Here is a 21864-nt window from a genome sequence, read left to right as displayed (position 1 = left end):
CCCATCTTTTAATATTTCACTTGCGTTATCCGTTCATTATATTTTTTTAATTTTTTATTGCGTAACCAAAAGGTTTCATTATATTTGTAACCATAAGGTTTCATATAACCATAAAATAATGCACAGAGACGTTTTTAAAGCGATTGCAGATCCAACCCGGCGCGAGATTATTAACCTGATTGCCCATAAAAGCATGAATTTGAATGCCGTGGCCGATAATTTTGACATGAGCCGCCCAGCGGTATCAAAACATATAAAAATACTTACTGAATGTGGCCTGCTGGTTATTAAACAACAAGGCAGGGAACGATTTTGCCAAGCCGACCTTCAACAGCTAAAAGAAGTAACCGACTGGGCCGAGCAATACCGCAGGTTCTGGAGCCAAAAACTGGATGCCTTAGGCGATTTTCTTAACAAAGACCAGGAAGAATCAACCAATATTAAACATAAAAACAAAAAGCTATGAGCGCACAACCTTTTGTAATTGACAGGATTTATAACGCGCCGGCCGACAGGGTTTGGCAGGCGATCACTGATAACAGCAAAATGAAGGAATGGTATTTTGACATTCCTGAGTTTAAACCCGTGGTTGGCTTTGAATTTACATTTACCGGCGGCAGCGAAGATAAAACCTATGTTCACCTGTGTCGCGTAACGGAGGTTATTGAGGGCCGCAAATTGTCGCACACCTGGAAATATGAAGGTTATGAAGGAGAATCGGAAGTGACATGGGAACTGTTCCCGCAGGGCGACAAAACAAAAGTGGTACTTACTCATACCGGCCTCGAAACCTTCCCGCCGTTAAAAGATTTTGCAAGAGAAAGCTTTACTATGGGCTGGACAGAAATTGTAGGCCGTATGCTGAAAGAATATGTAGAAAAAAGTTAATATTGCTTTATGCAATCAAGCCTGATAGACCACATCAATAAATTTATTGAGCTTACTGATGCCGATATCGGGTTGATCAATTCGGCTGTGGTAGTAAAGTCAATCAAAAAAAAGACTTTCCTGCTACAGCCTGATCACATTTGCCATGAAATTTATTTTGTAAGTAAAGGCTGCCTGCGCCTGTATTTTATCAACAAAAAATTAAATGAGCAAATAACACAGTTTGCCATTGAAAATTGGTGGATAACTGATTACCACAGCCTTGAAAATAATGTGCCTTCCAATTACTATATACAGGCGGTTGAAAATTCAGAGGTTGTTTGCATCAATAAAAATAAGCTTGATGATCTTTTTGAAAAAGTTCCCCGCCTTGAGCGCTATTTCAGAATAGTGCAGCAAAGGGCTTTCAGCGCGGCGCAAAAGCGTATTGAATACATTTACAGCTTTACCGATGAAGAACGTTATCGCCACTTCAGGAGCCTTTTCCCTGGTTTTATACAGCGTATACCACAATATATGCTGGCATCCTATCTTGGGTTTACGCCTCAATTTATGAGTAAAATAAGGGCCAAAAAAATTTAAAACTTTCCGAATTTCTTAATCTTGATTCATTTTTTGAAGGCTGTTTTGTCCCCAACTTTGGGTTTAACAAAAATGATAAGAAAATGAAAACAAGAATTGTAATCCCCAAAGTTGAACCAGAAGCATACAAAGTATTAGCAGTTTTAAACAACTATGTTGAGCACAGCGGCTTAACAAAAACACATAACGACCTGATAAAAATACGTGCTTCACAAACAAACGGCTGCGCGTATTGTATTGATATGCACACCAAAGATGCCCGTAAACACGGCGAAACCGAGCAGCGTATTTATGCCCTGAACGCCTGGCGCGAAACTCCTTTTTTTACTGACGAAGAAAGAGCGATACTGGCTTTAACTGAAGAAGTTACCTTGATACAAAACCATGTATCTGATGAAACCTACCAGGCTGCCGCGGCCATTTTAGATGAGCGTTATCTGGCACAGGTAATTATGGCTATCATAAATATCAGTGCATGGAACAGGATTGGCATAGCAACAGGTATGCAGCCCAGTTTATAAGCGTTTACTCTGCTGTATTTTGCAACATCTCCCGGATAGTATAAAATGGAGAGTGACAAGATAATTCAACACAAAAAAAGCCGGGTCTCTTACAAGAACCCGGCTTTTGGATTTGGATTTATAATTTAATTAAAACACTTGTTCAAACTGGTTAACAGAGTCTTTACTTTCCAGCACGGAGTGCCCCATTAAAAACTCATCAACCTTGCGGGCGGTTTCGCGACCTTCAGATATAGCCCAAACCACCAGCGATTGTCCCCTGCGCATATCACCCGCTGTAAACACTTTGCTAACATTGGTACGGTAAACACCTTCTTTCGCTTTAACGTTTTTACGTTCGTCAAGCTCAACTCCCAATTGTTTTATCATGCCTACATGCTGCGGATGCACAAAGCCCATGGCCAGGAATACCCGCTGACATGGAATCTCGCGTTCAGAGCCCTCAACAACATTGAGTTTTATCGGCCGGCCCATTACATCCTGCTCCCAGGTTACATCAACAACTTTTAAAGCACGCAGGTTACCGTTTTCATCGCCCAAAAATTCTTTGGTATCAATACCCCAAAAACGCTCAACACCTTCTTCATGCGAGCTGGTTGTTTTCAGTATCATGGGGTAAGTAGGCCATGGCATATGCTTTGTACGCTGTTCGGGCGGTTGAAACATTACCTCGAATTGTTTAATTGATTTTGCACCCTGGCGGTTTGATGTACCTACGCAATCAGATCCGGTATCGCCACCGCCTATTACCACTACATCTTTACCTGTAGCTAAAATATCTTCGGCATCAACGTCTATGCTGCTTACACGCTTGTTTTGCTGTTTCAAAAAGTCCATGGCAAAATGGATACCTTTTAGTTCGCGACCCGGAATGCTTAGGTTACGCGGAATGGTTGAACCACCGGCAAGCACAACGGCATCATTACCGCGTACAAGTTCCTCGGCCGATACATTAACCCCTACCTCACTGTTGCATTTAAACACAACACCATCTTTTTCCATCACTGCAATACGGCGCTCAACAACCCATTTTTCCAACTTAAAGTCGGGAATGCCATAGCGCAACAAGCCTCCTGGTTTGTCGTCACGTTCATAAACAGTAACCGCATGACCAGCTTTGATCAACTGAGCGGCGGCAGCAAGCCCTGCCGGGCCAGAACCAACCACAGCAACCTTTTTGCCGGTTTTAACCAACGGAGCTGCAGGTTTAACCAAATTTTTCTGATAAGCTATTTCTATAATATGCTTTTCAATTTCCTCAATGGCAACCGGCGGTTTATTGATACCCAAAACACATGCTGATTCGCACGGCGCGGGACAAATACGCCCTGTAAACTCAGGGAAATTATTAGTTGACGACAAAATATGGTAAGCCTCTTCCCAGTTTTTACGATACACGGCATCGTTAAACTCGGGGATGATATTTCCCAGCGGGCATCCCGAATGACAAAAAGGGATACCACAATTCATACACCTTGCCGATTGCTGATTCAGCTTCTCGTCGGTATATAAATTAACAAACTCTTTATAGTTCTTTACGCGTTCAGCAGCTGGCACTTTTGATGGAAGTTCCCTGTTAAACTCCTGAAATCCTGTTGGTTTTCCCATGAAATTTAGCCTATTGTTTGATATTGTAATTTCTCTAATACTTTTTTATACTCTTTTGGATACACCTTAACAAACTGAGTTGATACGGTATTCCAATCTTTTAGCAATTGCTGGGCAAGTTTACTGCCTGTAAGGCTGATGTGTTTACGCAATAATGCCAGTATCTGCTCTTCGTCCTGTACGGTCAAAGGGTCAAGATCAACCATCTCGGTATTGCAGTTTTCTGCAAAAGAACCATCAGGATTGTATACCCAGGCTAAACCGCCACTCATGCCGGCAGCAAAATTTCTGCCTGTTTTACCCAGTATAAGCGCGCGGCCACCGGTCATATATTCACAACCATGATCGCCTATGCCTTCAACTACTGTAGTAGCGCCTGAGTTTCGTACTGCAAAACGTTCACCAGCCATACCGCCTATAAATACCTCGCCAGATGTAGCTCCGTACAAAGCAACGTTACCGATGATGATGTTTTCTTCTGGTGTAAATGTTGCTTTTGGCGATGGATAGATGGCCAATTGAGCGCCTGATAAACCTTTACCTACGTAATCATTAGCCTCGCCTTCCAGCTCAAAAGATAAACCCTTGGTAGCAAAAGCACCAAAGCTTTGCCCGGCCGAACCTTTGAATTTATAATTGATAGTATTATCAGGTAACCCTGCCGATCCATATTTTTTTGATATCTCGTTTGATAACAATGTGCCTATGGTACGGTTCACGTTGATCACATCAAATGATGCAAATACAGGTGTTTTATCTTCAATTGCAGTTTTAGCTTTCTCTAACAATTGCCAATCCAATATATCATCCATACCATGATCCTGTTTTTCGCTATTGTACAGGGTCATTCCTTTGGTATTGGTAACCGGGTGTAGTATACCCGAGAGATCTATCTTTTTAGCTTTCCAGTTATCCAGGTGGTCTTTCACTTTAAGGAACTGAACACGGCCAACCATTTCATGAATGGTACGGAAACCAAGTTCGGCCATGATCTCGCGAAGTTCTTCGGCCATAAAGCGGAACAGGTTAACTACATGTTCAGGTTTGCCTGAAAACAATTTCCTTAATTCAGGATCTTGCGTGGCAACACCTACAGGGCAGGTATTTAAATGGCATTTGCGCATCATGATACAGCCGCCGGCAACAAGGGCAGCAGTAGCAACACCCCATTCTTCGGCACCCATCAGGGCGGCAATAGCCAAATCACGACCAGTTTTTAACTGACCATCTGTTTGTAATACCACACGGCTGCGTAGTTTGTTACGTACCAGCGTTTGGTGGGCTTCGGTTAAACCAAGTTCCCATGGTAAACCGGCATGTTTTACTGAGCTTATTGGCGATGCGCCTGTACCGCCATCATAACCAGCTATCAGTATCACATCGGCGTGTGCTTTGGCAACACCGGCAGCTATAGTACCAACACCTGCTTTTGAAACCAGTTTAACATTGATACGCGCAGCACGGTTAGCATTTTTAAGATCGAATATCAATTGAGCCAGATCCTCAATTGAATAAATATCATGGTGAGGCGGCGGTGATATTAAACCTACTCCTGGTGTGGAGTGACGTGTACGGGCTATCCAATCGTCAACTTTATGACCCGGCAATTGTCCACCCTCGCCTGGTTTTGCACCTTGCGCCATTTTTATCTGCAATTCATCGGCATTGGTGAGGTAATTTGAAGTTACCCCAAAGCGAGCCGAAGCTACCTGCTTAATAGCAGAACGCATAGAATCGCCATTTGGCAGTTTTTCGTAACGTATTTCATCCTCACCACCTTCGCCGGTATTGCTTTTACCGCCAATGCGGTTCATAGCTATGGCCATGGTGCTATGCGCCTCATGTGATATGGAGCCGAATGACATAGCGCCGGTAGCAAAGCGTTTCATGATGTTTTCGGCTGGTTCAACCTCATCAAGACTGATGGCCTCACGGTGATGGGCAAAGTCAAGCAAGCCACGTATAGTAAAATGCTTTTCGGTTTGCTCATTGATCACTTTAGCATAATTTTTATATACCGCGTAATCATTAGTGCGGGTAGCATGTTGCAATAAGTGTACAGTGGTTGGGTTAAACAAATGCACCTCACCCCTGCGTTTCCACTGGTATATACCACCCTCTGGCAGTAAATTATCAGCGGCTTTTGCTCCAAAACCTATTCGGTGCTTGCAAAGCGCTTCGCGGGCAATTTCATCAAGGCCTAAACCGCCTATGCGGGTAACAGCACCTGAGAAATAACGATCAACAACCGCTTTATTTAAGCCTAATATTTCAAACACCTGCGAACCGTGGTATGATTGCAATGTTGATATCCCCATTTTTGAGAATATCTTTAGCAAACCATCGTTCACAGATTTTACATAATTTTTATGCAATGTTTTGATATCCAAACTGGTTTCCAGGCTGCCGTTGTTTTTAACCGTTTCAATGGTTGACAGGGCCAGATATGGATTGATGGCAGTAGCACCAAATGCAAGTAAGCAGGCAAAATGATGTACTTCCCAGGCATCGCCGGTTTCAACAACCAGGCCTACGGCACCACGACGACCTTTTTTGATCAGGTGGTGGTGTACCGCAGATACAGCCAGCAATGATGGTATAGGCGCGTGCTCAGAATCAATAGCACGGTCTGAAAGGATCAATACCTCAAAACCATCATCAACTGCATCTTCGGCATAACGGCAAAGTCTTGCAATACCTTTTTCTAACGAACCCGGCATGCCATCTGCATTAAAATAAGTTTGCAGCGTTTTAGCGTGGAACAGGCCTGTATCAATACTTCTCAGTTTTTCAAGCTGATGGTTCTTTAATATAGGGTGCTTTAATACCACACAATGGCAGTGCATTTTATCCTCATCGAGCAGGTTACCGTTGTTACCTATAAAAGTAGCCAGGCTCATTACCAAACGCTCACGTATAGGATCTATCGGCGGGTTGGTAACCTGCGCAAAAAATTGTTTAAAGTAACTTGATAAATGCTGCGGCTTATCAGATAATATAGCCAGCGGCACATCGGTACCCATTGAGCCTACAGGTTCTTTACCATCAACAGCCATTGGCTTAATTATGGTATCAATATCTTCGCGGCTGTAGCCAAATACCTGCTGGTAACGGAACACAGCCGGCTCTGAAAGACTAGCGAAAGCCAAACGGGGCTCAGCCAATTCGCTCAGGTTAATTTTATAGTTCTCTAACCAGCGGCCATAAGGCTGCTGTGAGGTTATCTTCGCTTTTATTTCGTCATCAGTGATGATGCGGGCTTGTTCTGTATCAATCAACAGCATTTTGCCGGGCTGTAAGCGGCCCTTGCGTAATACAGTGCTTTCGTCAATGGCTAAGGTACCAGCTTCTGAAGCGGCAATTACCCGGCCATCATTAGTGATCACATAACGCAGCGGGCGCAAGCCGTTACGGTCAAGCAGGGCGCCAACCAGTTTACCATCGGTAAAGGTGATAGCGGCGGGGCCGTCCCAGGGCTCCATCAAAGTTGCATGATATTCGTAAAATGCTTTTTTAACCGGGTCCATCTGCTCATTGCCATCCCATGCCTCAGGTATCAGCATCATCATTACATGTGGTAATGAACGGCCAGAATGCAATAATATCTCAATAATATTATCAAGGCAGGCAGAGTCAGACTGGTTATTGTCAATTACGGGCATGATCATTTCCATTTCCTCGGCTGTGAAGTACGAAGAAACGTATGATTTTAACCCTGAATAAAACCAGTTGAGGTTACCGGTAAGGGTATTTATCTCGCCGTTATGGGCTATCAGGCGAAAAGGCTGCGCCAGTTTCCATGACGGGAAAGTATTTGTTGAAAACCGTGAGTGGATCATGGCAAAGCCCGACGCGATGCGCGGATCATTCAAATCAGAATAATATTTGCGCAGCTGATAGGTTGTTACCTGGCCTTTGTAAACAATTGTTTTACATGACAGTGAAGTAAAGTAAAAATATTCACCAGCTCCCGGAATGGTTTCGTTTATAGTTTTATTAATATACCTTCTTAATATAAACAGCTTGCGCTCAAAATCGTCGGCATTGACAATGCTGGTTGGCCTTGCAATAAATATTTGCTCTACATCAGGTTCGGCCTGGCGAGCAGTTTCGCCAACCGCCATTGAATCCACAACTAATTTGCGGTAACCCAATTTTATAAGACCTAATTTTTCAATAGCATTAGTAATTACATTGCGGCAGGCTTTCTTTTGTGCAGAATCCTTTGGAAAAAATATCATCCCAACACCATACTCACCGGGCTCAGGCAGGCTGATCTCCAGGTTTGAGCATTCTTCCATCAAAAACTCATGTGGTAGTTGTATCATAATACCGGCGCCATCGCCGGTTTCGGGGTCGCATCCGCAGGCACCGCGGTGTTCCATGTTCTCTAACATGGTAAGCGCATCATCAATTATCTGGTAACTTTTATGACCATTAATATTGGTTATAAATCCAGTTCCGCAGGAATCGTGTTCAAATTCTGGCCGGTAAAGGCCCTGGTGGCTCTCAGTTTGATTCATCGTAAATTTAAACCAGTTTTATAAAAAGGGTGTAATTACGAAATTACAAAATACTACATAAATTATAAAATCATCGTTTATTTTTTAAAATTTCTAAAAAATCCATTACTAAAGCAATGTTTATTTAACAAAATGGTAACACAAAAGACTAATTATTATGATAACAAAAATTTAAAACCGCATTTCGTTATTTAGAATCAGTATAAAGTTGCACAAACAAACCGATATTCATTTATACAATCGGTAATTTTTGCAATTACAGAATTTAATTTTGTTTGATTTGCCCACCTGAAAGGTAGAATTAATGCGCTATTTACATCTGAGATCGGCAACGCTCACGTAAATTTAAGAATTATTAACTTCGCCAAAAAATTTAAACAGATGCCTGCAAAAAATAAAGCCGTTTTTTTAGACCGGGATGGTGTACTTAACCAGGAAATGGGTGATTATGTTCGCCGTTTTGAGGATTTCCATGTATTAGACAATTTTGAAGCCCTTAAAACACTACAGGACAAGGGTTATATGCTGCTGGTGGCTACCAATCAGGGCGGTTTGGCCAAAGGCTGGTACACGGAAGATGAACTGGCAAAAATGCACAGCCACCTTAAACAGGTTTATATGGAACGTGGTGTTGATATAGTGGATTTTTTTTATTGCCCGCATCACCCGCTGTTTACCGGCGATTGCGACTGCCGCAAGCCCAAACCGGGCCTTTTATTGCAGGGTATAAGCAAATACAACATCGACCCTTCTCTATCCTACTTTATAGGCGACCGTGAGCGCGACGTGGAAGCTGCAACCGCTGCAGGTGTTAAAGGCATCCTGATAGATAGCGACCAGCCGATAAGCACCGTACTTGACCTGATAGATTAAGTACTCTCTAAATATTAAGGCCTTTTTCTTTGGAAAGGGTAAGGTGAGACAACAACAAGCTGAGATGATTTTTTTATAAAACCTAAAACATTTTACGCTCGTACTACTTTTACCTCTATTATTAAATAAAACTGCATGCAATTAAGCCGTTACTTAAAAAACTCCGATACTTTCATCGCTGCCGTAATTGGTTTTATTGCTATATATTTATTTTGCAGTTATAGTGGCATAGGCATATCGCCCGACTCTATTATGTACATCAGTGCCGCCCGGAGTTTAAATACCAACGGTACACTGCACACCTTTAATCATGTACCTATAGTTGATTTTCCGGTATTCTACCCTATTTTCCTGGGTATTGTCATGTTTATTACCCGTATTGATCCTACTATTTTTGGGGTCGCGCTGAATGGGCTCATGTTTGGCGCCTTAATATATACCAGCGGATGGATCATGCACCGCTTTGTGCCGGCATCCCGGCCGTATAAATGGTTAATGCTGTTAGCCATTATATTGAGCCCGGCGCTATTGCAGATATATTCCTACTTATGGTCGGAAACCTTGTTTATCCTCGAAACGCTGCTTTTCCTGGTGGCTTTCAGGGAATATCTTTTAAAACATACCGTCAAAACACTGCTCATAGCTGCCATCATTGCGGCTATCAGCTGTGTTACCCGTTACGCGGCAGTTACTATAGTGGGCACCGGGGGCTTATTATTGTTGCTTGACCGGGTTTTGCCGCTTAAAAAGAAAATTGTTCACATCATCATATACGGTTTTGTTTGTATATCCTTACTGGTATGTAACCTGTTATTCAACGCCTTTATGTCGGGCACTGCAACCGGTCCGCGCGAGCCATCAATTACGCCGTTTGACAAAAACCTGTATTATTTTGGCACGGTAATGTGCGATTGGATGGGTCTTACACCTGATCAATATTTCCTGGCTACGCCGCTTGCCATTATTATACTGGTAGGTTTTATAGCGGCACTGGCCTTTAATTACTATCGCCGCCGGCTTGACAGTTATGAGAACCTGGCTATTACTTTTGCGTTGGTATACGGGTTGTTCATTATTTTATCATCAACATTTTCCCGTTACGAGCGTATCAATCACCGTTTATTGGCTCCTATTTATATACCTGCGCTTTGGGGTTATACCAGCTGGGCCCTGCTGCTGCTAAAAAAGATCAGCAACATAAATACACGCCGGGTTGTAGCAATTGTGTTTATCGCACTGATGCTGGGCTTTGTGACCAAAGAATTTTTTATTGATAAACAACGGTATATGGAGCAGGTTGCCGACGACTATGGCGTACCCGGCTATACATCAGATGATTGGCTCGAATCGCCGTTTGCAGCATATCTTAAACATATTGATAAAAGTATGTTTAAGCCAAAAGTTACTATTTATACTGATGCGCATGAGGCGGTTTACTTTTTTTCGGGTATGTCATCGTACCTGGTGCCTCATAAGTTCTTTCAAAAAGATATCGCCAAGTTTCATAAAAAGAAACATTTTTACCTAATCTGGTTTAAGAACCTTGAAAACCCCGAGCTTATCCATTTAAAAGACATTGAAAAAGTAAAATCGCTAAAAATGATAAAAGACTTTGGCGATGAGGGTGCGATTTACGAATGCGGGGAAAAGTAAAAAAATATCAGAATGGAATAATAAGCTACGTACAATTTACATAATTGTAAAATCTACAAAGTTTACACCTTCTAATTTTGATAATTTTAAAATTATTCCGTTTTTGGTCAAGAAATTTTGATTTAAAAAACATCTGCCTATATTTGCGACAGCTAATCTATAGTTTTACTATATAAAAATGAACGGTATCGCACTACATCATCTTCATCTGCATCACCACCATGTGGTGATCAGCTAATTATGTATGTTTCTACGCGAAATAACAACCTCCGTTTATATCCTTTTTTATTATAGTTCCTTAAATTCAATCTTTTGAAAACACTTAAAATAGCGATCCAGAAATCTGGTCGGCTCAACGAAAAATCTGTTGAATTATTAAAAAATTGCGGCTTAAATTTTGAAAATTATAAAAGCTCGCTTATCTCCCCGGTATCAAACTTCCCTTTAGAGATCCTTTTTCTGCGCGATGATGACATTCCTGAATATGTACAGGATGGCATTGCCGATCTGGGTATTGTTGGCGAAAACGTGATACAGGAAACCGAAGTAGAGGTAAGCTACCTGCAACGTTTGGGCTTTGGCAAATGCTCCTTAAAAATAGCCGTTCCCAACAATAATTCGATCCAGAACCTTGCCGATCTTAATGGAAAAGCCATAGCAACCACATACCCGGCTATATTGGGTAAATTTTTAAATAAACAAGGCATACAGGCCGATATCCGCACCATTTCAGGTTCTGTTGAAATTTCACCGGGCCTGGGCTTAAGCGATGCCATTTGCGACCTGGTTTCAACCGGCGGCACCTTAAAAAGCAACGGCTTAAAGCCATTTGCCGATGTAATGTCGTCAGAAGCAGTGCTGATAGGTGGTAAGGGTTCAGAGAACGCGGATCTTGTTCAGGAACTGATACAGCGCATACAATCTGTTTTACGCGCAAAAGAGACTAAGTATGTGGTACTTAACGTTCATAAAGATAATCTTGCAGCGGTAACTGCCTTACTGCCGGGCGTAAAAAGCCCTTCGGTAGTTGGACTGGCCGAGGCCGATTGGGTTGCCGTACATACTGTTATACCCGAGCGCGACTTTTGGAACAGGATAAGCCAGTTGAAACAGGCAGGCGCACAAGGCATTGTTGTTATGCCAATTGAGAAAATAATACTTTAGCCCCTAAGCCCCTAACGGGGGTGAAAATATGGCTATAATGTAAATATTAACCTTTTAAATTCTCCCTGCAAGGGGGTTAGGGGGCTTATGAAGACATATAATTTTTCAGATTTAAGCACAGCAGATATTCAAAAACTGGTTCAACGCAATGTTGATCCGGCTAACGAGATCCGCACTATTGTTGAGGAAGTAATTAACAACGTACAACAGCATGGCGACCGTGCACTGTATGATTACGCCAGCAAATTTGACAGGGTTGAATTGAGCAAACTGTACCTTGACAAAACCGAACTGGAAGAACTGGCCGAATCGGTATCGGCCGAACAAAAGGCCGCGCTCAAAACCGCCTATAACAATATCTATAAATTTCATCAAACCCAGCTAAAAACCGAGGACAAGGTAGAAACCATGCCGGGCGTAACCTGCTGGCGCGAGTTAAGGCCGATTGAAAAAGTTGGTTTATACATTCCCGGCGGAACGGCTGTTTTACCAAGCACATTCTTAATGCTGGGTATACCCGCCCGGATAGCCGGCTGCCATGAAATTGTAGTATGTTCGCCACCGCAAAAAAACGGAAAGGTTAATACCTTTATCGCTTACGTTGCCCTGCTGCTGGGTATTGATAAAATATACCTTGCCGGAGGTTCGCAGGCTATAGCGGCCATGGCTTTAGGTACAGAGAGCGTTACAAAAGTTGATAAGATATTTGGCCCGGGCAACCAGTTTGTAACCAAAGCCAAAACCATCATACAATCAACCACCACTACGGCTATTGATATGCCAGCGGGGCCTTCGGAAGTATTGGTTATCGCTGATGAAACCGCTGACCCGGCTTATATAGCCGCTGATTTGCTGGCACAGGCAGAACATGGTATTGACAGCCAGTCGGTATTGGTTTGTACATCGGCCAAAATTGCCGCAGATACGCTTGCCGAGATTGAGAAACAACTGCCCACATTGCCCCGTGCCGAAATAGCTAAAATGGCTATTGATAACTCTTACATAGTAGTTACCTCCAATTTGAACGAAGCCATGCGGCTGAGCAATCAGTATGCCCCTGAGCATTTGATATTGGCAACCGAAAACTGGCAGCAGATAACCGGAAGCATTGTTAACGCAGGCTCAGTTTTCCTGGGTAACCTGACCCCCGAAGCTGCCGGCGATTATGCCTCAGGTACTAACCATACCCTTCCGACCAGCAGCTACGCCAGGGCTTATTCGGGCGTATCGGTTGATTCCTTTGTTAAAAAAATCACTTTTCAGCACATCACCCGCGAGGGGATCAGGAACATTGGCCCATCAGTTGAAATACTGGCCGAGCTGGAAGGTTTACATGCGCACAGGAACGCGGTATCTATCAGGAGTAATAAATAAAAATGAAAAAAATTAGCTATTTATTGACTTTGTTTGTACTTGCTGCCTGTCATAGTAATAAGAAACCAGAACTGGGGGCCGATACACTAAAACAAGATATAACCGCAAAAACAGTCGCTCCAAAAAAGGCTGATCAGGACAGCTTAATTAAGCCATATAAACTAATTGCGGATTATATGGTAACTGATACCGGATATGTAGATGCTACTGTTATGGGAGCAACCTATGCTGTAATAACAAAAAACGGCAAACTTGTTGATACCATTGAAAAGGGTTACGGAGTTCAAAAAGTTAATGATCACAGCTATTTATATCGCACTATAATGGATACCGGGCCGCTTGAAGACCCCACATCGGGAAAAGCAGGATATAAAAATAATATCAGCGGATCCCTTGGCAATTACATACTCACACTAAATGGCAAAAAGCAAAATCTGTCAAAATTAATTCCTGATTTCAATGATTATTTTTCATCACCATCAGTTATAAATGGCAAAATTTATTACTGGCAAATAAAAAAAATCGACACAACAGGAAACAACAGTATTTCAGCTGCACAATATGACCCTGTCACTAAAGAAACGATGAATCATTATTTAGTTAATGATTATATAGAAACAGATAACGCGGATCATTTTGCAGCGCCGTACATAAAAAACGACACCATTTATTTTGATGGTGAAAATAACAAACTAAAAAAATTCACAAAAGATCTTAAGCTTTATAATTAGAATGTTTAACATCAATAATATACTTAGAGAAAATATAAAACGCCTTGTACCCTACTCCTCTGCCCGTGATGAGTACCAGGGCGAGGCCAGTGTTTTCCTGGATGCTAATGAAAATGCCTTCGGGTCGCCTTTAAACCAGCAATTTAACCGCTATCCCGATCCTTTGCAGTATGAGGTAAAAAAGCGCTTAACCGAAATAAAAGGGGTACCTCCCCGTAATATATTTTTAGGTAACGGCAGCGACGAAGCTATCGATATCCTTTTCCGCAGTTTTTGTAACCCGGGTGTTGATAATGTGATCATTGTGCCCCCTACTTATGGTATGTACCAGGTATCGGCCAATATTAATGATGTGGAAGCCCGCAAAGTACTGCTTACCGAAGATTACCAGTTAAACCTGGAAGGTATTGCCGAAGCTATTGATGAGCATACCAAACTCATTTTCATTTGTTCGCCAAACAACCCGACAGGTAATTCCATAAACCGCGAGGATGTAGAAACCCTGCTGGCTAACTTTAACGGACTGGTAATTGTTGATGAGGCTTATATTAATTTTAGCCGGCAAAAAACTTTTATACAGGAACTTACTGAATATGCCAACCTGGTGGTATTGCAAACGCTTTCAAAGGCCTGGGGACTGGCTGGCTTACGTGTAGGCATGGCCTTTGCCAGTGAAGAGATCATTGAGGTAATGAATAAGGTTAAACCTCCATATAATGTTAATGAGGCATCGCAACAGCTGGCTTTAGAGGCGTTGAACAATATTGACCAGGTGAACGGCTGGATAAGAGAGACTCTGTTACAGCGTGACAGACTGGTGCTTGAGCTCAAAAACCTGGAATTTGTACTGGATATTTATCCGTCTGATGCTAACTTTATACTCGTGAAAACCACTGATGCCAACGGCATTTATAACTTCCTGGTTAATAAAGGCATTATCATACGCAATCGTTCCAAAGTTGAACTATGCGAAGGTTGCTTACGTATTACAGTAGGCACACCCGATGAAAACACCATACTACTTCAAACCCTACAAAATTTCAAATGAGCTTACAGAAAATATTGTTTGTTGACCGCGACGGCACACTGATCAAAGAACCAGCTGATGAGCAGATAGATTCCTTTGAAAAGCTGGAATTTTACCCTGGCGCGTTAACTTATCTGCCTAAAATAGCCAAAGAGCTTGATTTTGAGCTGGTAATGGTTACCAATCAGGACGGTTTAGGTACGGCCTCATACCCCGAGGACACATTTTGGCCGGTACATAATTTTATACTGAAAACTTTTGAGGCCGAGGGCGTAAAATTTTCGAATATTGTGATTGACCGCACTTTTCCGGCCGAAATGGCGCCTACCCGCAAACCGGGCACCGCGCTGCTTACACAATATCTTGATGCCGAAAAGTATGACCTGCAAGGTTCATTTACCATTGGCGATCGTAAAAATGATGTTTTGCTGGCCCGCAATTTAGGGGCAAAAGCTGTTTGGCTAAATAACAATTCGGGATTGGGAGGAGCTGAATTTACGGAAGCCGATCATCTTGGCGATACCATAGCCCTGGAAACTACCAACTGGCAAAAGATCTATGAGTTTCTGAAACTTGGCCAGCGTGTGGTTGAGCACCGCCGAACCACTAAAGAAACCGACATTTATATTAAAATAAACCTGGACGGCACCGGCGAAGCCAGTGTTTCAACTGGTTTGCATTTTTTTGACCACATGCTTGACCAGATAGCACGCCATGGCAGCATTGACCTGGAGATCACTGCAAAAGGCGACCTGCATATTGACGAGCATCACACTATTGAAGATACGGGCATTGCATTAGGCGAGGTTTTTGCAGAAGCTTTAGGCAACAAAAAAGGCATTGAACGCTATGGTTTTTGCCTGCCGATGGATGACTGTTTAGCACAGGCAGCCATTGACTTTGGCGGCCGTAACTGGATTGTATGGGACGCCGAATTTAACCGGGAAAAAATAGGCGAAATGCCAACGGAAATGTTTTATCATTTCTTTAAATCGTTCTCTGACGCGGCCAGGTGTAACTTAAATATAAAAGCTGAAGGACAAAACGAACATCACAAAATTGAGGCCATATTTAAAGCCTTTGCAAAGGCAATAAAAATGGCAGTTAAGCGTGATGTAGATAAGATGGTTTTACCAAGTACCAAAGGAGTATTGTAAGCCCGCTGCCCTTAAAAGGGAAGTAAATAAAACAATGGAAACAACCGAACAAAATACAACAGATATTTCCAACGCGTCTCCTTCAGGGGGCGGCGTGGGCATCATTCGATATGGGGCAGGCAATATCTTTTCGCTAACAGCCGCATTAGACAGGCTGGGTATTCCCTATGGCATGATCAATACGGTGGCCGATTTTGATAAATTTGACCGTTATATTATTCCGGGCGTAGGTCATGCCGGTGCTGCCATGAACAAATTAGTACAAACCGGGCTGGTACCAACCATTAAGGCGCTTACCAAACCTACCCTGGGCATTTGTGTGGGTATGCAATTGCTTACCTCCTATTCAGAGGAAGGCAATAGCAGTTTGCTTAATATTTTCCCCATAAAAACGTTAAGATTTAAAGACAGCAGTACCTATAAGGTACCTCATACCGGCTGGAACCAGGTGTTTCCAGAAAAACAAAATCCATTATTTAAAAATATACCGTCCGGATCACACTTTTACTTTGTACATTCATACTTTATTGAATATGATAAGGCATACACTTTATTGTCGGCCACTTATAACAATGAATTTTCGGCATCAATTTGGCATGATAATTTTTACGGAGTACAATTTCACCCTGAAAAGTCAGGTGTGTATGGCGAAACATTGTTAACAAACTTTTCAAAATTATAAAGACATGTATATTATCCCTGCTATTGACATATTGAATAAAAAGGTGGTGCGTTTGCGTGAAGGCGATTATGGTCAGGTAACAGAATATGATGTTACCCTTGAAGAAATGATTGAGCGCTACCAAAGCAATGGTACCAACTTTATACATATCATAGACCTGAACGGTGCCAAAAACGATTTCAGCAATCAGCAATACCTGTTTGATGTGATCCGTAAAACCGACATGAAAGTGCAGTACGGCGGCGGCATACGCAGCATTGATAAAGTTAAAGAACTAATTGATGCAGGCATTCACCGTGTAATTGTTGGTACTCAGGCCTTGACCAACCCTAACTTTTTACCAGAACTGGGTTCGGCCATTTGCGGTCGCGATAAATGTTCAGACCAGGTGGTTATAGCGATTGACGTACTTGATGAGGTGATCAAATATTCGGGATGGATGGAGAGCTCACCCATTAAACTAAAGGATTACATTGATAAATGCCTTTCATTAGGATTTTTCCGATTTTTATGTACCGATATAAACAAAGACGGAAAACTGGGTGGCGCGGGTGTTGACCTGTACGAAAAACTGCTTGACCATTCACCTTTCATTAAGCTCATAGCCTCTGGCGGTGTAAGCTCCATGAAGGATATTGAACAGCTTAGCCGTCTTAAAGTTGAATCATGCGTAGTAGGCAAAGCCATTTACGAAGGCCACATATCTATTGAGGATGTTAAGAACTGGAACCTGGAATCGCTGATTTCAATATAAGCCAGATACCTCATCGCCATTAATACAACACGTCATTGCGAGGTACGAAGCACTTTCCGTTTACAGAGCAACTCTGTATAGTATAGAGATTGCTTCGTTCCCCGCAATGACGCTCTAATAAAACCCATGCTAAGTAAAAGAATTATTCCCTGTCTTGATGTTAAAGATGGCCGCACGGTGAAAGGCGTGAACTTTGTTGACCTGCGCGATGCGGGCGATCCGGTTGAACTGGCCTGGAATTACTCGCGCCAGGGTGCCGACGAACTTGTTTTTCTGGATATAACCGCCACCGTTGAGCGGCGCAAAACCATGGTGGAGCTGGTAAAGGCGGTTGCCAGGCAAATCAACATACCCTTTACTATTGGCGGCGGCATCAACGAAATTGCCGATGCCGATGCGTTGCTGAATGCAGGCGCCGATAAAATTTCCATTAACTCGGCCGCGGTGCGTAACCCAGAATTAATTGATGAGCTGGCCAAAGCATTCGGCGTTCAATTTGTGGTGATCGCTGTGGATACCCGCCGCATCCATGATAAAAATATTGTGCATCTTAATGGCGGGCGCTTACCCACAGAGCGCGAAACCCTGGAGTGGATACTGGAAGCCGAAAGCCGCGGAGCAGGCGAAATCCTGCTTACATCAATGGATCATGACGGTACCAAGAATGGTTTTGATAACGGTTTGTTAAAAACAGTTAACGATGCCGTACATATTCCTGTTATTGCATCAGGAGGTGCGGGTGCAGTACAGCATTTTGTAGATGTATTTGAAAAAACAAATGTTGACGCGGCACTGGCGGCATCAGTATTTCATTACGGCGAAATATTGATACCGGATTTAAAAACCGTATTGCAACAAAATAATATAGAAGTAAGGATTTAATGAGGTTGGGGTTACGCGCTTCGGGGTTATCTTTGTTCAAGATAACTGCATACCCGAACTCCATAACCCGCAACCCGCAACCGATAAAAATGAATATAGATTTCAACAAAACCGACGGACTGGTTCCGGTTATTATACAGGATGAGCAAACTTTAGAGGTGCTGATGCTGGGCTACATGAACCAGGAAGCTTATGATAAAACCGTGCGGGAAAATATTGTGACCTTTTTTTCGCGCTCCAAAAACCGCTTGTGGACAAAGGGCGAAACCAGCAGCAACTTTCTGCATGTAAAAAACATCAGTATTGATTGTGATAACGATACCCTGCTTATCAAGGTTAAAGCCGATGGCCCTACGTGCCATACCGGTTCGCGCAGTTGCTTTAAAACCGAATTCAATCAGAACTTTATACTGGAACTGGAAAACATCATTGCCGATAGGTATGATAACCCGGTTGAAGGGTCGTATATTAACAAGCTACGCGGCAAGGGCCTTAATAAAATAGCCCAAAAGGTTGGCGAAGAAGGTGTTGAAACCGTTATAGCGGCCCTGGCCGAAACAGAAACAGACCTGATCAACGAATCGTCTGACCTGGTTTTTCACCTGCTGGTACTGCTGCGCGAAAAAGGCCTGGACCTGAAAACCATAGCTAAAAATTTAGAAGGAAGGCATAAGTAAGTTGCACCACGTTCAACGTACCCCTTAATGTAAAAAATGTTAGTAGAGAAAATAGCTGAATTAAACGGACACGTTAATCCCATTTTTACGCTGGAGCTATCACAAAAACCAGGTATATTATTTACCGGTGGCAATGACAAAGGTTTGGTAGAATGGAGCCTGAAGGATTTTTCTTTTATTAAGGTGATGTTCCCGGTAAATGCTTCTATTTATGCTATTCACGGGCCCGAAGGTTACCCGGTATTATTCGCCGGCCTACGCAGTGGCGAGGTACTGGTATTTGATTTCATACGGCAAAAACTCATTAAATCGCTCAGGCATCACCTGAAACCCATTTTTGACATTAAATCAACCGGTAAAAAGAATGAATTGCTGATAGCCTCTGAGGATGGAACCGTATCTGTATGGAGCCTTGCCAGTTTAGAGATGGTGCACAGCATCAAGGTATCTGCCGATACTATTCGCTGTATAGCCATATCACCCGATGAAAAACAGGTGGCTTTTGGCTGCCGCGATAACACCATAAAAATTTACGACCTGGAAGACTATGCCTTGTTAAAAACCCTGCACGGCCATACCATGTCGGTTTTTGCTGTAGCCTACAGTACCGATGGTACCTATCTCGCCTCCGGCGGTCGCGATGCCCAGGTAAAGATCTGGGATAGCAACACCTATCAGCCGGTTAAAAATATCCCCGCGCATTTGTTCGCGGTTAACCACATCCTGTTTCATCCCTCCCTGCCCTATTTTGCCACCGCCAGTATGGATAAAAGCATTAAGATATGGGGATCTGACGACTTTAAATTGTACAAGAACATCAGTCGCGAAAAAGGCCACCCCAGCCACGCACTTTCAGTTAATAAACTGGCCTGGAATGGCGATCAGCTAATATCTGCAAGTGATGACAAAAACGTAATTGTTTGGGACATTAAGTTCGATTGAAGATCAAACAATTAAACAAGTTCGGCCTCACACCAGTTATATATTACATAAACCGCTTTATGTTGTGCAATTTATGGGTGTGCCGTTTTTGATCCTCTGAGTAAATACCGTCATTATCAATTGAATCAATTTTTACCTTGCCCGAGGCATGAATGATTTGTGCACTGTTAAGCAGGATGCCCACATGCGTTACACGGCCTGCCTCATTGTTAAAAAAGGCAAGGTCGCCTAAGCGGGCCTTATTCAAACTTTCTACCAAAACACCTTCCTGTACCTGATCGCTGGCGTCGCGTTTTATTTTGATGTTGTTAAGCTTAAATACCATTTGCGTAAAGCCCGAACAATCAATACCAAAATGAGTACGGCCACCCCACAAATAGGGCGTATTTAAAAATGATTTAGCTGTGGCAGTTATACCCTCGCGCTCACCAATCTCACCTATCACCTCAAAACGATCGGCACCAACGGCGCAGGTTGTACCTTTTAAAAAAGCCAGCGAGCTACCTGCAGGAAGGTAAATAACGCTATTATCAGCAATTTTCCAGGCCTGCGTTATTGGCCTGTAGGTTAAAGGCCAAGGCTCCTGTTTGAAACTTGCATATGCTATATGACCAAGGGCGGCAAATTGCAGCCTGCCTATCCACCCGGTATAGTTGTCACTTTCGGTAATGATTTTCACCCACCGTTCGTTCCATTCCGTAACTTCAAATATTTCGCCAAATAACACCTGCGATACCTGTTCACTGCGGTCATTGGGTTCTGCACGCAGCGGTATAACTGCAAGATTACAAATACCGTATTCCATTTATAATTGATATATGCAAAAATAAATAAAAATAATAAATATATTTGTAAGCACTTACGTAATTACTATGAGCATAATTGATCAACTGGAAGAATTAGCGATTGGAGCAAGGCTCAAACGCTTATATGAGTATTTTGCCAAAGACGTTGTTTTAATATATAAAGACGAACAACTTAATTTTGAGCCGAAATATTTTACCCTTTATTACCTGATAAGCAAACAAGGCGAAGCCGGGGTTACCGAAATTGCAGACGAGCTGGGCCTTACCCATCCGGGGGTAATACACCTGGCCCGCGAACTGGAAGAACTGGGCTTTATTGAATCAGTAAAATCAACAACCGACAGCCGCAGGCGTATACTTCGGCTATCAGAAAAGGGAAAAGAATCCTTACCAAAGTTTGAGCGCCTTTGGGCAAAAATACTAACGCTTAATAAAGAGCTCTTTAACAATCAACAAAACAACCTGCTAAGCGCCATTATGGAAACCGAAGCGCAGTTGAATGAAAAATCATATTACCAGCGGTTTCAGGAAATGTTTAACCCGAAAGGACAAAGTACGGTTAATGTAATAACCTATGATCCGCAATACGCGCGTTATTTTAAAAACCTGAACATTGAATGGATCAATACTTATTTTACTGTTGAAGAACATGACCTGGAGCAGCTTAACCACCCCGAAGAGCATATTTTGGCCGATGGCGGCGAAATATTTTTTGCACAGATCAATAATGATATTGCAGGTACCTGCGCCCTTATTAAAACCGGGCCGGCAGAATATGAACTGGCCAAAATGGGTGTAAGCCCCCGCTACCAGGGCCGCAAAATTGGCAACCTGCTTATGGAAGCCGCGATAGCCAAAGCCAGAGAGCTGGGCGGAACGCGGATTTGGCTGGGCTCAAACAGAAGGCTTATCCCCGCGCTGTCATTATACAAAAAATATGGGTTTAAAGAATTTAATGCAGGCGCATCGCCCTATGCTCGTGCAGACGTACACATGGAGCTTAACCTTTAATATAGATTT

General features: G+C 42.8%; 20 protein-coding genes. 17 read left to right on the top strand and 3 right to left on the bottom strand.

Features of this window, described 5'->3' with window-relative positions; all coding sequences use genetic code 11:
* Nucleotides 1-118: 118 nt before the first annotated feature.
* From J2W55_RS14420 to J2W55_RS14405, 4 genes are all read left to right on the top strand, one after another.
* A complete protein-coding gene (locus tag J2W55_RS14420; protein ID WP_310096769.1) occupies nt 119-466 on the top strand; it encodes an ArsR/SmtB family transcription factor in 348 nt (115 codons plus the stop codon).
* Complete coding sequence (locus J2W55_RS14415; RefSeq protein WP_310096767.1) at nt 463-888, top strand: SRPBCC family protein; 426 nt, start codon at nt 463-465, stop codon at nt 886-888. Before J2W55_RS14420 ends, J2W55_RS14415 begins: the two co-directional genes overlap by 4 nt.
* A 9-nt stretch (nt 889-897) precedes the next feature.
* A complete protein-coding gene (locus J2W55_RS14410) occupies nt 898-1470 on the top strand; it encodes a Crp/Fnr family transcriptional regulator (protein ID WP_310096766.1) in 573 nt (190 codons plus the stop codon).
* Nucleotides 1471-1553: 83 nt separating this feature from the next.
* A complete protein-coding gene (locus tag J2W55_RS14405; RefSeq protein ID WP_310096764.1) occupies nt 1554-1991 on the top strand; it encodes a carboxymuconolactone decarboxylase family protein in 438 nt (145 codons plus the stop codon).
* A gap of 129 nt (nt 1992-2120) precedes the next feature.
* Here the strand turns inward: J2W55_RS14405 and J2W55_RS14400 are convergent, their stop codons facing one another.
* Together J2W55_RS14400 and gltB are read right to left on the bottom strand one after the other, a co-directional pair.
* On the bottom strand, nt 2121-3599 hold the full coding sequence (locus tag J2W55_RS14400; protein WP_310096763.1) for a glutamate synthase subunit beta: 1479 nt from the start codon (nt 3597-3599) through the stop codon (nt 2121-2123).
* A 5-nt stretch (nt 3600-3604) separates the two neighbouring features.
* Nucleotides 3605-8122: a glutamate synthase large subunit gene (gltB, locus tag J2W55_RS14395; protein ID WP_310096761.1), complete on the bottom strand. Its 4518-nt coding sequence runs from the start codon at nt 8120-8122 to the stop codon at nt 3605-3607.
* Between the two features lie 381 nt (nt 8123-8503).
* On the opposite strand from gltB, the gene J2W55_RS14390 reads away from it, so the two are divergent.
* The 12 genes from J2W55_RS14390 to J2W55_RS14335 all read left to right on the top strand — a co-directional run bounded on the left by J2W55_RS14390 (nt 8504) and on the right by J2W55_RS14335 (nt 20038).
* Nucleotides 8504-8995 carry a D-glycero-alpha-D-manno-heptose-1,7-bisphosphate 7-phosphatase gene (locus tag J2W55_RS14390; protein WP_310096760.1) on the top strand — a complete coding sequence of 164 codons (492 nt, stop codon included), beginning with the start codon at nt 8504-8506 and terminating at the stop codon, nt 8993-8995.
* A 135-nt stretch (nt 8996-9130) separates the two neighbouring features.
* The gene (locus tag J2W55_RS14385) at nt 9131-10648 is read left to right on the top strand and encodes a hypothetical protein (RefSeq protein WP_310096758.1); all 1518 of its coding nucleotides are present in this window, start codon (nt 9131-9133) and stop codon (nt 10646-10648) included.
* A 312-nt stretch (nt 10649-10960) separates the two neighbouring features.
* Nucleotides 10961-11812 (top strand): ATP phosphoribosyltransferase, encoded by an 852-nt coding sequence (gene hisG, locus J2W55_RS14380; RefSeq protein WP_310096756.1) that lies wholly within the window; start codon nt 10961-10963, stop codon nt 11810-11812.
* 87 nt (nt 11813-11899) lie between these two features.
* A complete protein-coding gene (gene hisD / locus J2W55_RS14375; protein ID WP_310096754.1) occupies nt 11900-13186 on the top strand; it encodes a histidinol dehydrogenase in 1287 nt (428 codons plus the stop codon).
* Between the two features lie 2 nt (nt 13187-13188).
* Entirely contained in the window at nt 13189-13917 is a 729-nt protein-coding gene (locus tag J2W55_RS14370; protein ID WP_310096752.1) for a hypothetical protein, read from the top strand.
* 1 nt (nt 13918) lies between these two features.
* The gene (gene hisC, locus J2W55_RS14365; protein WP_310096748.1) at nt 13919-14965 is read left to right on the top strand and encodes a histidinol-phosphate transaminase; all 1047 of its coding nucleotides are present in this window, start codon (nt 13919-13921) and stop codon (nt 14963-14965) included.
* Nucleotides 14962-16101: a bifunctional histidinol-phosphatase/imidazoleglycerol-phosphate dehydratase HisB gene (gene hisB / locus J2W55_RS14360; RefSeq protein WP_310096745.1), complete on the top strand. Its 1140-nt coding sequence runs from the start codon at nt 14962-14964 to the stop codon at nt 16099-16101. The genes hisC and hisB overlap by 4 nt, the downstream gene beginning before the upstream one ends.
* Before the next feature lie 34 nt (nt 16102-16135).
* A complete protein-coding gene (hisH, locus tag J2W55_RS14355) occupies nt 16136-16783 on the top strand; it encodes an imidazole glycerol phosphate synthase subunit HisH (RefSeq protein ID WP_310096744.1) in 648 nt (215 codons plus the stop codon).
* Between the two features lie 4 nt (nt 16784-16787).
* On the top strand, nt 16788-17537 hold the full coding sequence (locus J2W55_RS14350) for a 1-(5-phosphoribosyl)-5-[(5-phosphoribosylamino)methylideneamino]imidazole-4-carboxamide isomerase (protein ID WP_310096742.1): 750 nt from the start codon (nt 16788-16790) through the stop codon (nt 17535-17537).
* 126 nt (nt 17538-17663) lie between these two features.
* Nucleotides 17664-18419, top strand: a complete 756-nt coding sequence (hisF, locus tag J2W55_RS14345; RefSeq protein ID WP_310096740.1) for an imidazole glycerol phosphate synthase subunit HisF — start codon at nt 17664-17666, stop codon at nt 18417-18419.
* Between the two features lie 89 nt (nt 18420-18508).
* Nucleotides 18509-19096, top strand: a complete 588-nt coding sequence (gene hisIE / locus J2W55_RS14340; protein ID WP_310096738.1) for a bifunctional phosphoribosyl-AMP cyclohydrolase/phosphoribosyl-ATP diphosphatase HisIE — start codon at nt 18509-18511, stop codon at nt 19094-19096.
* Nucleotides 19097-19132: 36 nt separating this feature from the next.
* Nucleotides 19133-20038 (top strand): WD40 repeat domain-containing protein, encoded by a 906-nt coding sequence (locus J2W55_RS14335; RefSeq protein ID WP_310096736.1) that lies wholly within the window; start codon nt 19133-19135, stop codon nt 20036-20038.
* Nucleotides 20039-20081: 43 nt separating this feature from the next.
* Here J2W55_RS14335 and J2W55_RS14330 read toward each other — a convergent pair whose 3' ends face one another.
* A complete protein-coding gene (locus J2W55_RS14330; protein ID WP_310096734.1) occupies nt 20082-20843 on the bottom strand; it encodes a C40 family peptidase in 762 nt (253 codons plus the stop codon).
* Between the two features lie 67 nt (nt 20844-20910).
* Here J2W55_RS14330 and J2W55_RS14325 point away from each other — a divergent pair, with 67 nt between their 5' ends.
* Nucleotides 20911-21855, top strand: coding sequence for a bifunctional helix-turn-helix transcriptional regulator/GNAT family N-acetyltransferase (locus tag J2W55_RS14325; protein WP_310096731.1), 945 nt, complete (start codon nt 20911-20913; stop codon nt 21853-21855).
* The last annotated feature ends 9 nt before the right edge of the window (nt 21856-21864 follow it).

This window comes from Mucilaginibacter pocheonensis (genome assembly GCF_031456535.1).
Taxonomy (GTDB): Bacteria; Bacteroidota; Bacteroidia; order Sphingobacteriales; family Sphingobacteriaceae; genus Mucilaginibacter; species Mucilaginibacter pocheonensis.
The sequence above is the reverse complement of the archived record's forward strand: the minus strand, read 5'-3'. Positions and strand labels throughout refer to the sequence as shown.